The 13,162-nt window shown below is 72.7% G+C and carries 8 protein-coding genes; 5 read left to right on the top strand and 3 right to left on the bottom strand.

From position 1 onward, the window contains the following. Window positions 1-52 precede the first annotated feature (52 nt). Window positions 53-1,900, top strand: a complete 1,848-nt coding sequence (locus tag ACFXDJ_RS11385; protein WP_384654172.1) for a chitinase — start codon at window positions 53-55, stop codon at window positions 1,898-1,900. Window positions 1,901-1,970: 70 nt separating this feature from the next. Here ACFXDJ_RS11385 and ACFXDJ_RS11380 read toward each other — a convergent pair whose 3' ends face one another. The 3 genes from ACFXDJ_RS11380 to gabT form a co-directional block, all read right to left on the bottom strand. Further along, entirely contained in the window at window positions 1,971-2,459 is a 489-nt protein-coding gene (locus ACFXDJ_RS11380) for a hypothetical protein (protein ID WP_384654174.1), read from the bottom strand. 48 nt (window positions 2,460-2,507) lie between these two features. Beyond that, a complete protein-coding gene (locus ACFXDJ_RS11375) occupies window positions 2,508-3,335 on the bottom strand; it encodes a phosphatase PAP2 family protein (RefSeq protein WP_384848905.1) in 828 nt (275 codons plus the stop codon). A gap of 154 nt (window positions 3,336-3,489) precedes the next feature. Continuing rightward, window positions 3,490-4,836 (bottom strand): 4-aminobutyrate--2-oxoglutarate transaminase, encoded by a 1,347-nt coding sequence (gabT, locus tag ACFXDJ_RS11370; RefSeq protein WP_384654178.1) that lies wholly within the window; start codon window positions 4,834-4,836, stop codon window positions 3,490-3,492. Window positions 4,837-5,076: 240 nt separating this feature from the next. Here gabT and ACFXDJ_RS11365 point away from each other — a divergent pair, with 240 nt between their 5' ends. The 4 genes from ACFXDJ_RS11365 to ACFXDJ_RS11350 all read left to right on the top strand — a co-directional run bounded on the left by ACFXDJ_RS11365 (window position 5,077) and on the right by ACFXDJ_RS11350 (window position 12,930). Further along, window positions 5,077-7,416, top strand: coding sequence for an ATP/GTP-binding protein (locus ACFXDJ_RS11365; protein ID WP_384654180.1), 2,340 nt, complete (start codon window positions 5,077-5,079; stop codon window positions 7,414-7,416). 140 nt (window positions 7,417-7,556) lie between these two features. Further along, complete coding sequence (locus ACFXDJ_RS11360) at window positions 7,557-9,155, top strand: PucR family transcriptional regulator (protein WP_384654182.1); 1,599 nt, start codon at window positions 7,557-7,559, stop codon at window positions 9,153-9,155. A 179-nt stretch (window positions 9,156-9,334) separates the two neighbouring features. Further along, window positions 9,335-10,780, top strand: a complete 1,446-nt coding sequence (locus tag ACFXDJ_RS11355) for an aldehyde dehydrogenase family protein (RefSeq protein WP_384654184.1) — start codon at window positions 9,335-9,337, stop codon at window positions 10,778-10,780. A 182-nt stretch (window positions 10,781-10,962) separates the two neighbouring features. After that, window positions 10,963-12,930: an acyl-CoA dehydrogenase family protein gene (locus ACFXDJ_RS11350; protein ID WP_384654186.1), complete on the top strand. Its 1,968-nt coding sequence runs from the start codon at window positions 10,963-10,965 to the stop codon at window positions 12,928-12,930. Window positions 12,931-13,162 lie beyond the last annotated feature (232 nt).

The following is a 13,162-nucleotide window of genomic DNA, read 5'->3' as shown; positions in this document are numbered from 1 at the left end:
CCGCTCCATCACCTGTGGCCTGGCTCCATCCCCCCACGCACCGGAGGCAGTTGTGCGCGCAGCAAGAGGCGCCGTCGGAAGAACGGCCCTGTCCCTCCTCACGGCCGCCGCCCTCGCGGCGGCCGGCCTCCTCGCCATCGGCCCGCCGGCCGCGGCCGCGGACGCCGACCTCATCCGCAACGGCGGCTTCGAAGCCGGACTCGACGGCTGGACCTGCTCGGCCGGCGGCGGAGCCACGGTCAGCACCCCCGTCCACGGCGGGAGTTCCGCCCTCAAGGGCACCCCGGCAGGGCAGGACAACGCCCGCTGCTCCCAGACCGTCACCGTCAAGCCCGACTCCGCCTACACCCTCAGCGCCTGGGTGCAGGGCGCGTACGTCTACCTCGGCGCGACCGGCACCGGGACCACGGACGTGCAGACCTGGACGCAGACCCCGGGTGCCTGGAAGCAGCTGAGCACAAGCTTCCGTACCGGCGCGGCCGCCACCTCGGTGACCGTGTACACGCAGGGCTGGTACGGCCAGCCGCCGCAGTTCACGGACGACGTCACCCTCGTCGGCCCCGACCCCGGCGGCTCCGGCCCCGGCCAGCCCCAGCCCCCGGCCGCCCCCACCGGCCTGACGGCGTCCGCCGCTTCCCCGACGACGGCCGGCCTCTCCTGGACGGCCTCGGCCGGCGCCACCTCGTACAAGGTCTACCGGGACGGGGCCAACCCGACGAGCGTCACCGGCACTTCGGCGACGGTCACCGGCCTCACCGCCTCCACGACGTACTCCTTCCAGGTCAGCGCGGTCAACGCGGCCGGGGAATCCCCGAAGAGCGCCGCCGCGGCGGTGACCACCCCGGGCGACGGCGGCGGCAATCCGGGCAATCCCGGCCTGCCCGCGCACGCCCTCGTCGGCTACCTGCACGCCAGCTTCGCCAACGGCTCCGGCTACGTCCGGATGGCCGACGTGCCCGCCTCGTGGGACGTCATCAACCTGGCCTTCGGCGAGCCGACTTCGGTGACCTCGGGAGACATCCGCTTCCAGCTCTGCCCGGTCAGCGAGTGCCCGACCGTGGAATCGGCCGCCGAGTTCAAGGCGGCCATCAAGGCCAAGCAGGCCGCCGGCAAGAAGGTCCTGATCTCGATCGGCGGCCAGAACGGCCAGGTCCAGCTGGCCACCACGGCCGCCCGCGACACCTTCGTCTCCTCGGTCAGCAAGATCATCGACGAGTACGGGCTCAACGGCCTCGACATCGACTTCGAAGGCCACTCCCTCTCCCTGGCGACCGGGGACACCGACTTCCGCGCCCCCACCACCCCGGTGATCGTCAACCTGATCTCCGCCGTGAAGGCCCTCAAGGCCAAGTACGGCCCGGACTTCGTCCTGACCATGGCCCCCGAGACCTTCTTCGTCCAGCTCGGCTACCAGTACTACGGCTCCGGCCCCTGGGGCGGTCAGGACCCGCGCGCGGGCGCGTACCTCCCGGTCATCCACGCCCTGCGCGACGACCTCACCCTGCTCCACGTCCAGGACTACAACTCGGGCTCGATCATGGGCCTCGACAACCAGTACCACTCCATGGGCGGCGCCGACTTCCACATCGCCATGACCGACATGCTGCTCACCGGCTTCCCGGTCGCCGGCAACACGGCCCGCGTGTTCCCGCCGCTGCGCCCGGACCAGGTGGCCATCGGCCTGCCGGCCACGACCAACGCGGGCAACGGCTACACCTCCCCGGCGGAGGTCACCAAGGCCCTGGACTGCCTGACGAAGAAGGCGGGTACGGCCTGTGGCGGTTACCAGACCCACGGCACCTGGCCGGCCCTGCGCGGCCTGATGACCTGGTCGGTCAACTGGGACCGCTTCGGCGGCTGGGAGTTCTCGAAGAACTTCGACGCCTACTTCGGCGGCTGACCGGGTTCCGGACGGAGTGCGGCCCGGCCGGAGTCCCCACGGGGCTCCGGCCCGGCCTCCCGGCCGGTCCCTAGTCCCCGGAGCAGCCGAAGAACGCGACGTGGGTCGGCTCGCCCCCGGCCTCGCCGGCCGCAGTGGCCTCGCCGGCCTCGTCGTAGAGGAGGACGTACAGCCCGCTCCAGCGCGGGAACTCCTCGCCCAGCAGACTCTGTTCGTACTCCTGCTGGCTCATCGCCCGGCCGGCCGCGGCCAGCAGCTCCTCGTACCGGGCGACCGTCGGCCGCGCCGCGCCGAAGTGGTGCAGCAGGCGATCGGCGGACAGCGGCCGCAGCGTGCCCTGCGCCGGACCCCCGGACCCGGTGGCGGCCCGCGGGACGTCCAGGATGGTGTGCGTGCCTCCCGTACCCATGAACTCGCCGTCGGCCCACAGCTCGGCCAGGTCCGCGTAGTCGCCGGTCTCGCCGAACTCCTCGGTGAACACCCGCGCGTGCAGGGCGTCCAGTGATGCCTGCACGCCTCCCTCGTACGTCGTCACGTAGTCCCAGTCGCTGGCACCCATGGCGCGCCCCCGCCCTTCGTGGAGAAGAATTCCAAGATCGGGAGGATCTTAGGCGGGGGGACCGACAGGCCGCGCGGCCCACCGGTGGACGCCCAGCAGGAGCGGGGTGCACATCAGGAGGCTGGCCAGGACGTCCAGGGGCCAGTGGTAGCCGCGCAGGATCAGGCCCGCGGCCGTCAGGGTGGTGAGGGCGGCGGCCAGCGGGAGGGGCCAGCGCACGCGCAGGTACGGGCTGACGAGGAGGGCCGCGGCCGTATAGGCCACGAAGGCGGTCGCCGTGTGGCCCGAGGGGTAGTAGCCGGCGGCCCAGGGCTCCAGGGGGCCCGGCCGGCCGGTCCACTGCTTCAGCGGGACGACCAGGGCCGGCACCAGGGCCATGGCCAGCGCCGCGGCCGCCGCACCGGCGCGGTTGCCGCGCCGGGCGGCGTAGACGACCGCGAAGACCAGGACGGGCACCGCGACCGGGACGTTTCCGAGGTCGGAGAGGCGCTGGGTGACCTCGTCCGGGACGGTGCGCACCAGCGCGCGGCTGAGGCGGGCGTCCAGGGTCAGCAGGGGGCCCGATACGAGGACTTGCCAGGTGATCAGGGCGAAGAGCGCGACGCAGAGCGCGGAGACGGCGGCGAGCGCGCGGGGGGCCGGGGCCGAGGGCGGGGCCGACGAGGCCCGGCGGAGGAGAGTGGCCGGCCGTCCCGGAACAGGGGGGGTGGTTCCGGGACGGCCGCCCGGACCGGGTTGCCGTGCGCCCCGGGGGGTTTGGGGCGTACGGCTGTCCGATCGGTGAGGAGTGTGCGCGAACGCATGCCCAGTACGGCGCTGGGGAAGCCCGGTACTGGTATCGCTCTCGGTTTCCCGCGAGCGGGCTGTCTCACTCATCTGCAGAAACCGTACGGCAGGAGAAGGGGGACCGACAGCCGGAAAACGCTCCCGCCATCGGCCCCCCACACCTTCTTCACAGCGCCCGACCGTTACCCGCGGTAGTGATCGAGCATTCTGCTCGCGCGTTCTACCGAACGCGCCAGACGTTCGATCAGAGAGCCGTACCGGTGGCCGCGAACGCGGCCTCGATGACGTCCAGGCCCTCGTTCAGCAGGTCCTCGCCGATGACGATCGGCGGCAGGAAGCGGAGCACGTTGCCGTAGGTGCCGCAGGTGAGGACGAGCACGCCCTCGGCGTGGCAGGCCTTGGCGAGCGCGCCGGCCGCCTCCGGGTTCGGGGTCTTGGACACCGGGTCCTTGACGAGCTCGATCGCGATCATGGCGCCGCGGCCGCGGATGTCGCCGATGATGTCGTACTTCTCCTGCATGGCCGTCAGGCGGGCCTTCATGACCGACTCGATCTTCTTCGCCGCGGCGTTGAGGTCGAGCTCCTTCATGGTCTCGATGGAACCGAGCGCACCGGCGCACGCCACCGGGTTGCCGCCGTAGGTGCCGCCCAGACCGCCGCCGTGCACGGAGTCCATCATCTCGGCGCGGCCGGTGACGGCGGCGAGCGGCAGGCCGCCCGCGATGCCCTTGGCGGTGGTGATCAGGTCGGGGACGATGCCCTCGTCCTCGCACGCGAACCACTGGCCGGTGCGGCAGAAGCCGGACTGGATCTCGTCGGCGACGAAGACGATGCCGTTGTCGTTGGCGAACTTCACGATCGCCGGCAGGAAGCCCTTGGCCGGCTCGATGAAGCCGCCCTCGCCGAGGACCGGCTCGATGATGATCGCGGCGACGTTGTCGGCGCCGATCTGCTTGCTGATCTGGTCGATCGCCTGGGCGGCGGCCTCGGGGCCGCAGTTCTCGGCGCCGGTGGGCCAGCGGTAGCCGTAGGCGACCGGGACGCGGTAGACCTCGGGGGCGAACGGACCGAAGCCCTGCTTGTACGGCATGTTCTTCGAGGTCAGCGCCATCGTGAGGTTCGTACGGCCGTGGTAGCCGTGGTCGAAGACGACGACGGCCTGGCGCTTGGTGTACGAACGGGCGATCTTGACGGCGTTCTCGACGGCCTCGGCGCCGGAATTGAACAGGGCCGACTTCTTCGCGTGGTCACCCGGGGTGAGCTCGGCGAGGGCCTCGCAGACCTCCACGTAGCCCTCGTAGGGGGTCACCATGAAACAGGTGTGGGTGAAGTCGGCGAGCTGCGCGGAGGCGCGGCGCACGACGGCCTCGGCGGAGGCGCCGACCGAGGTCACGGCGATGCCGGAGCCGAAGTCGATCAGGCGGTTGCCGTCGACGTCCTCGATGATGCCGCCGCCCGCGCGGGCCGTGAAGACGGGGAGCACGGAGCCCACGCCGCCGGCCACCGTCGAAAGGCGGCGGGCCTGCAGCTCCTGCGACTTGGGGCCGGGGATCGCGGTGACGATGCGGCGCTCCTGCGGAACAGCGGTCATAGGGGGCTCCTGGGGGGTGTTTTCGGACGCACTTGTGTCTTTGTCCGCAGGCTAGGCCCGGGGGACCGGGTCCTGCATGCTCCGTTCGGGAGTAGTACCCGCGTGTCCTTGTCCGTGACGGCCATAGGAAGGACATTCCGCGTGTCTTGTGGATCATGACCGGGTACGGGCCGTAAGGCGGCGCCGGCCACTAGATTGAGCGCGCAGCACAGTGCGGTATCGGGCAGGGGGCAGGGGTTCATGGACACCGACGGCACGCACAACGGGCAGAAGGTCCGTGCGGACCACGTACCCAGGCCGGGTGGGCCGCCGCCGAGCTCGGCCCCGCCCAGGCCCGCGTACGCACCCAGCGCCGGCCCCTCGCTCGAACAATGGCTGCGCGCCCCCCGCCCCGAGGCGGAACCGGGCTTCTGGCGGTTCGGGCACCGGCCGCGCGCGGGCGGAGAGGCAGAGCCGGCCACGGCGGGAGCGCTGCTGAGCGGTGTGGTCATCTCGTTCCTGGCGTGCGTGCTGGCCTGGTCCCTGCTGACCAACAACTACATTCCGTACACCGACCTCCCCCTCAAGCTGCTGACCCCCCGGGACTGGTGGCAACTGGGCGGCGCGCCGGTCGACGGCCGGGGGACCGCCGCGCTCCAGGCCTACATGCTGCTGGTGACCTGCCTGCTCGTGGTCTGGTTCAGCCGGCTGGGCTCGTGGGACCTGGCCTTCCAGCGGCTCGTCGCCGCGCGGGGGCCCCGGGCCAGGGCGCTGGGCGCGGCCGCCGGTGCGCTGTTCGTGCTGATGCTGATCTGGACCAGGACGCTGACGGTCCTGGGCCTCGTCAGCGACCACCTGCCCTACGAAAGCATGAGCGCGGGCACCATCGAGGTGGTGGCCGACCTCGTGTACGTGGTGGTCTCGGCGCCGGTCATCGTGTTCTTCTTCCGCCTGGCCCGCAGGCCCGCACCGGACGACCGGCCGAAGCCTGGCCCCACGCCTCCCGTCCCTGCGGCAGGACCGTCCCCCGAAGACTTCGTCGAGTGGACCGAAGTCCGCCGCGCCGGGCTGGGGGAGGTGGCCGACCGGCTCGGGGCCGAGGCCGGGGCCGGGCGGATGGGTGATGTCGACTACGCGCGGATCCGGCGCGCCTGGGAGACCGTGCGGGCCGACCCCTCGCGGACGCGCGCCTTCGCCGACGCCGTACGGGACAAGGGCGCCGGGGCGTGCGTCCACCCGTCAGGGGCGCGCGACCTGCCCGTACGCGCCGCCCGGCACGATCTGCTGGTCCGCCAGCTGCTCCTCGGCACGGTCGAGGACAGCGAGCGCAATCCGTACGCCCGCCGCGGCAGCGGTCTCGCGCTCGACCCCGCGGTGCTCGGCACCTCGCTGCTCGCCATCGGTCCCTCCGGTGCGGGCAAGACCACCCGCCTGGTCCGCCCGGTCGTCGAGTCGCTGGCCCTGCAGGCGCTGGCCGGGCAGGCCGCCGTCGTGGCGGTCGGATCGGCCGGCGCCCAGCTCGGGCCCGACGAGGCCTATGACGTGGTCGTCCGGATCGGTGTCCCCGACTCCGTCTACGACCTGGACCTCTACGGGGGAGCCACCGACCCCGACGAGGCCGCCATGCTCCTCGCGGAGGGGTTCGTGGGGGACATGCCGGGGATCGACGTACGCCGCGCCGCGACGGCGCTCGCCCAGCTCCTCGGGCCGTTCCGGGCGGCGTACGGCCGCTTCCCCTCCGTGCCCGAGCTGCGGGAACTCCTCGACCACATGCCCGGAGCGATCGCGGCCCTGCGCGGTGCGCTGGAGGCCGCCGGGAAGGAGCCGATGCTCCGCGAACTCGACGCCCGCACGCGCCAGCACGGCGCCCCCGCCGACCCGGGACCGGCCCTCGCCGACAGGGTCGCGCTGCTGGACCGGCCGGCCTTCGCCGGCTTCTTCGACACCACCGGCGCCGGGCGCCCGTTCTCGCTGCGCGCGCTGGAACACCCGCTCCGCGTCCGGGTGGACCTTCCCGAGCGCGGGCACGCCGATGCCTCCCGCATGCTGGCCCGTCTGCTCCTCGCCCAGTTCAACGCCGCCGCCGCGGCCCGCGCGGACCGCTCGCTCTTCGCCTTCCTCGCCTTCGACGACGCCTCCCACACGCTCACCGCCGAGACCGTGCGCGGAGTCCAGCGGCTGCGCTCGGCGAACGCGGGGGTCCTGTTGACCCTGCGCACCCTGGACGACGTACCGGAGGCCCTGCGCACCCCGCTGCTCGGCGCCGTCGGCTGCCGGATGGCCTTCTCCGGGATCACCACCTGGGACGGCAAGCGGTTCGCGGAGACCTGGGGCACCGAATGGGTGGAGACCCGCGACGTCACCCACCGGACGGTGTTCGCCGACCAGCCCCTGACCCGCGCCATCCACGCCTTCCGCAAGCTGGTCACCGGTAAGGCCGTGACCACGGACGCGGTGACCGTACGGCAGGTGGAGCGGGAGCGGTGGTCGGCGTCCGAACTGGCACACGCCGTGCCGCCCGGGTGTGCGGTGCTGTCGCTGACCTCGGTACGAGGGGAACGGGCGGCTCCGCTACTGGTCCGGCTCGCCGGGATGAGCTGAGCCGACCCGTACGGGATGGCAGAATCAAGGTGAGCCCTTCATACGGCACGGCGAAATCCGCAGTGGCGTTCCGCGGCGAGAATCCTGCGTCGGCATCTCGCCGCCGAACCCACTCCTCCCCCTAAGGCGCACCGGTACCCATGCCGCTCACCCTCGCCTCACTCGTCCAGCACTCGGCGCTCAAGCTCAGCGTCCGGGCCGGGGAGGGCCGCCTCGACACTCCCGTGCGCTGGGCCCACGTCAGTGAGCTCGCCGACCCCGTTCCGTACATGGAGGGCGGGGAGCTGCTCCTCATCACCGCGATGAAGCTGGACGCGGAGGACCCCGAGGAGATGCGGCGCTACGTGCGCAGGCTCGCGGCGGCCGGAGTCGTCGGGATCGGCTTCGCCATCGGGGTCAACTACGACGCCGTGCCCGAGGCGCTGGTCGAGGCCGCGCGGGCGGAGGACCTGCCGTTGCTGGAGGTGCCCCGGCGGACCCCGTTCCTCGCCATCAGCAAGGCCGTCTCCGCGGCCCTCGCCGCCGACCAGTACCGGGCCGTGACGGCGGGCTTCGAGGCGCAGCGGGAGCTGACGCGGGCCGCGCTGTCCGCCGACGGGCCCGCCGAGTTGCTGACGAAGCTGGCGGCGCACGTCCACGGCTGGGCCGCGCTCTACGACACCTCCGGAGCCGTCGTCGCGGCCGCGCCCGACTGGGCCGCGCGCCGGGCGGCCCGGCTCACCCCCGACGTGGAGCGGCTGCGGGACCGGCCGGCGCCGGCCAGCGCCGTGGTGGGAGGGTCGGACGACCGGGTCGAGCTCCAGTCGCTGGGTACGGGCCGGCGGGCGCGCGGGGCGCTGGCGGTCGGAACCGGGGCCCCGCTGGGCACCGCCGAACGCTACGCCGTGCACTCAGCGGTGGCCCTGCTCACCCTCACCACCGAGCGCTCCCGGTCCCTGCACGACGCGGAGTCCCGCCTCGGCGCGGCCGTGCTGCGCATGCTGCTCGCCGGGCAGGCGGAGCACGCGCAGGCGGTGGCCGGGGATCTGTACGGGCCCCTGCTGGAGGCGCCGTTCCGGATCCTCGTGGCGGAACCGGCCCTGCCGGGCACCGCGCAGCCCGAGGGCCTGGCCCTGCTGGCCGACGCGGTGGAGTCGGCGGCCGCGCGCACGGGGGAGACCCTGCTGGTGGTGCCGGAGCCGGGCCGGCTGGTCGTACTGGCGGCCGACGGGGGCTCGGCGGTACAGGCGAGCACCGAGTACGCGGAGGCGCTGGAATCCCGGCGCGGCCGGGATTCGGGCGAGCCGGAGCCGGACGAACTGGTACTCGGCCTGTCGGCGCCGGCGGTGGCCTCCGGTGTGGCGGCGGCCTTCAAGCAGGCCGACCAGGCCCTCGCCGTGGCCCGGCGGCGCGGCCGACCGATGGTCGAACACGAGGAGCTGGCGGCGGGCTCGGTCCTCCCGCTGCTCGCCGACGAAGCGGTACGGGCCTTCGCGGACGGCACCCTGCGGGCGCTGCGCGAACACGACGAGAAGGGCCGGGGCGACCTGGTGGCCTCGCTCCAGGCATGGCTCTCCCGGCACGGCCAGTGGGACGCGGCGGCGGCCGACCTGGGCGTCCACCGGCACACGCTGCGCTACCGGATGCGGCGGGTCGAGGAGATCCTGGGCCGCTCCCTGGACGACCCGGACGTCCGCATGGAGCTGTGGCTGGCCCTCAAGGCCACCTCGGCCGGCGCGGCCACCCCGGCTCCCCAGTAAGTCCGGGCCAGTAGGGCCGGGGCCAGGGCGTCCCGCACGGCCGGTGCCCCCGCCGACACTGACAAACCGGCGCGCCGCGCGGACCACGTACTCCACGCCGGACAAACGCCGAAACCGCGACGGAGTCCTACCGTGGAGGGGACAAGGACACCGCACAACTCCGAAGGGCCGGGATTCGCATGACTTCCACCCACGCCTTCTGGCTCGCCGGCCGCCAGGCCACTGGCGACGAAAGCTTCGACGTCCACTCCCCGTGGGACGGCCGCCTCGTAGGCACCGTCAGCGTCCCCACCGACGCCCAGGTCGAAGAGGCCGTGGCCGCCGCGTACGCGGTGGCGGCGGAGTTCTCCGCGACCCCGGCCCACGTGCGTGCCGCGGCCCTGGACCACGTGTCCAAGCGGCTCGTCGAGCGCACCGAGGAGATCGCCCAGCTGATCTCCGCCGAGAACGGCAAGCCCATCAAGTGGGCCCGCGGTGAGGTCGGCCGCGCGGTGTCCGTGTTCCGTTTCGCCGCCGAAGAGGCCCGCCGCTTCAACGGCGGAGAGGCCCAGCGCCTGGACACCGACGCCGGTGGCGTCGGCCGTCTGGCCCTGACCCGCCGCTTCGTCAAGGGTCCGGTCCTCGGCATCGCGCCGTTCAACTTCCCGCTGAACCTGTGCGCCCACAAGGTGGCCCCCGCCATCGCCGTCGGCGCGCCGATCATCCTGAAGCCCGCTCCGGCCACCCCGCTGTCCGGTCTGATCATCGGCGAGCTGCTCGCCGAGACCGACCTGCCGGCCGGTTCCTGGTCCGTGCTGACCGTCGCCAACGACAAGATGCCCGAGCTGGTCAAGGACGAGCGCCTGCCCGTCATCTCCTTCACCGGTTCCGACAAGGTCGGCTACGCCATCCAGCAGGCCGTGCCCCACAAGCACTGCACCCTGGAGCTCGGCGGCAACGCCGCGGCCGTCGTCCTGGACGACTGGTCCTCCGAGGCCGACCTCGACTGGGCCGCGACCCGTATCGCGACCTTCTCGAACTACCAGGGCGGCCAGTCCTGCATCGGCGTGCAGCGCGTGATCGCCGACGCGACGGTCTACGACCGGCTCGTCGAGAAGGTCGTCGCCAAGGTCCGCGAGCAGGTCACCGGCGACCCGAACGACTCCGCCACCGACGTGGGCCCGCTCGTCTCCGAGGACGCCGCCAAGCGCGTCGAGGCCTGGGTCGACGAGGCCGTGGCCGCCGGAGCCAAGCTGCTCACGGGCGGCAAGCGCGAGGGTGCCTCGTACGAGCCCACCGTGGTCGCCGAGGTTCCCGAGGGCGTCACGCTCGCCGTCGAGGAGGTCTTCGGTCCGGTCCTCACGCTGCGCCGGGTCGAGAACACCGACGAGGCCTTCGCCGCCGTCAACGACTCGAAGTTCGGTCTGCAGGCGGGCGTCTTCACGCGGAACATCCAGACCGCGTTCCGCGCCCACCGCGAGCTGGAGGTCGGCGGCGTGATCGTCGGCGACGTCCCGTCCTACCGCGCCGACCAGATGCCGTACGGCGGCGTCAAGCAGTCCGGCGTGGGCCGCGAGGGCGTGCGCTACGCGATGGACGACTACACCTACGAGCGGGTCCTGGTCCTCACCAGCCTGGACATCTGACCCACTCGTACGGCCACAAAGCCGACGGCCGGAGCCTACTGTGCGGGGGCTCCGGCCGTCTTTTGTTGCGCCGCCCGGGCAATGCGGGGGCCCGGCCGCTTCCGCGGGGGCCGAAACGGGTACGACTCACTGGTAGCACCCACCGGTAAGCACCCCTCTCGGCGGCGAGGTGAGTCTTCTCCATGTCCGCAACACAGCCCGGCGACACCCAGCCCACACCCTCCACCCGGCCCAAGGTGACCGAGCGCGAGGCACGGCAGGTCGCGGAAGCGGCCCGGGAACAGAACTGGCAGCGCCCCAGCTTCGCGAAGGAGCTGTTCCTCGGACGGTTCCGGCTCGACCTGATCCACCCCCACCCGCTCCCCGCCGACGAGGACGTCCGGCGCGGGGAGGCCTTCCTGGCCCGGCTGCGGGAGTTCTGTGAGACGTCCATCGACGGGGCGCGCATCGAGCGCGAGGCGAAGATCCCCGACGAGACGGTGCGGGGGCTGAAAGAGCTCGGCGCGCTCGGCATGAAGATCGACCCGAAGTACGGGGGCCTGGGCCTGACCCAGGTGTACTACAACAAGGCCCTCGCCCTCGTCGGCTCCGTCTCCCCGGCCATCGGGGCACTGCTCTCCGCGCACCAGTCGATCGGCGTACCCCAGCCGCTGAAGATGTTCGGCACGCAGGAGCAGAAGGACGCCTATCTGCCGCGCTGTGCGACCACCGCCATCAGCGCCTTCCTCCTCACCGAGCCGGACGTCGGCTCCGACCCGGCGCGCCTGGCCACCACGGCGGTCCCGGACGGCCCCGACACCTACGTCCTCGACGGCGTGAAGCTGTGGACGACCAACGGGGTCGTCGCCGACCTGCTCGTGGTGATGGCCCGGGTACCGAAGGGCGAGAACCACCGGGGCGGGATCACCGCCTTCGTCGTCGAGGCCGATTCGCCCGGCATCACCGTCGAGCACCGCAACGCCTTCATGGGCCTGCGCGGGCTGGAGAACGGCGTCACCCGCTTCCACCAGGTGCGCGTCCCGGCGGCCCAGCGCATCGGCGCCGAGGGCGCCGGGCTGAAGATCGCGCTGACCACGCTGAACACCGGAAGGCTCTCGCTGCCCGCCATGTGCGTGGGCGCCGGGAAGTGGTGCCTGAAGATCGCCCGGGAATGGTCCGGCGTCCGCGAGCAGTGGGGGCGGCCCGTCGCGAAGCACGAGGCGGTCGGCGCGAAGATCTCCTTCATCGCCGCCACCACCTTCGCCCTGGAAGCCGTGGTCGACCTGGCCTCCCAGATGGCCGACGAGGACCGCAACGACATCCGCATCGAAGCCGCCCTCGCCAAGCTCTACGGCTCCGAGATGGCCTGTCTGATGGCCGACGAACTGGTCCAGATCCGCGGCGGACGCGGCTTCGAGACCGCCGAATCCCTCGCAGCGCGAGGCGAGCGGGCCGTCCCCGCCGAGCAGATGCTCCGCGACCTGCGCATCAACCGGATCTTCGAGGGATCCACCGAGATCATGCACCTGCTGATCGCCCGCGAGGCCGTGGACGCCCACCTGTCGGTCGCGGGCGACCTCATCGACCCCGAGAAGGCGCTGGGCGACAAGGCGAAGGCGGGCGCCCGCGCCGCCGGGTTCTACGCGCGCTGGCTGCCCCAGCTCGCCACCGGAGCCGGCCAGGTCCCCGGGGCCTACCGGGCCTTCCACCCCGCCGGACACCCCGACCTCGCCGCCCACCTGCGGTATGTCGAGCGCGGCTCCCGCAAACTCGCCCGGTCCACCTTCTACGCCATGTCCCGCTGGCAGGGCCGCATGGAGACCAAACAGGGCTTCCTCGGCCGGATCGTCGACATCGGAGCCGAGCTTTTCGCGATGAGCGCGGCCTGTGTGCGCGCCGAGCACATGCGGGCCGCCGGCGACCACGGCCGCGAGGCCTACCAGCTGGCCGACGCCTTCTGCCGGCAGTCCCGGCTGCGGGTGGAGGAGCTCTTCGGACGGCTCTGGGCCAACACCGACGACCTGGACCGCAAGGTCGTGGACGGGGTCCTGGCCGGTACCTACACCTGGCTGGAGGAGGGGATCCTCGACCCCTCCGGCGACGGCCCGTGGATCGCCGACGCCACCCCCGGCCCCTCCACGCACAAAAACGTGCACCGGCCACTGCGCTGACCTGCGATCATCTCCGGACGTCGGACAGACGTACGAGGATGGGTAAGGGTCCCTGTACGGGTATGCGTACCCGGAAAGGGCGAGCACGGGCAAGGCGGAGAACACGATGCCGACGGCTGAGGAAGACCGCGCCAGCCGAAGGCTGGCCTGGTGGGGGGGGGGGGGCGGCCCGCCCCCCCCCCCCGCCCCCACGCAGCCCCCGACCAGACGCGGCCCGGGCCCCCCCCCCCCC

The sequence above is a fragment of the Streptomyces sp. NPDC059443 genome, from assembly GCF_042750105.1.
Lineage (GTDB): Bacteria > Actinomycetota > Actinomycetes > Streptomycetales > Streptomycetaceae > Streptomyces.
The sequence above is the reverse complement of the archived record's forward strand: the minus strand, read 5'-3'. Positions and strand labels throughout refer to the sequence as shown.

Bases quoted from the DNA above. Each gene is read 5' to 3' on its own strand.
- ACFXDJ_RS11365 (WP_384654180.1), top strand. From the start codon at position 5,077: ATGGACACCGACGGCACGCACAACGGGCAGAAGGTCCGTGCGGACCAC.
- gabT (WP_384654178.1), bottom strand. From the start codon at position 4,836: ATGACCGCTGTTCCGCAGGAGCGCCGCATCGTCACCGCGATCCCCGGC.
- ACFXDJ_RS11360 (WP_384654182.1), top strand. From the start codon at position 7,557: ATGCCGCTCACCCTCGCCTCACTCGTCCAGCACTCGGCGCTCAAGCTC.
- ACFXDJ_RS11350 (WP_384654186.1), top strand. From the start codon at position 10,963: ATGTCCGCAACACAGCCCGGCGACACCCAGCCCACACCCTCCACCCGG.
- ACFXDJ_RS11375 (WP_384848905.1), bottom strand. From the start codon at position 3,335: ATGAGTGAGACAGCCCGCTCGCGGGAAACCGAGAGCGATACCAGTACC.
- ACFXDJ_RS11380 (WP_384654174.1), bottom strand. From the start codon at position 2,459: ATGGGTGCCAGCGACTGGGACTACGTGACGACGTACGAGGGAGGCGTG.
- ACFXDJ_RS11355 (WP_384654184.1), top strand. From the start codon at position 9,335: ATGACTTCCACCCACGCCTTCTGGCTCGCCGGCCGCCAGGCCACTGGC.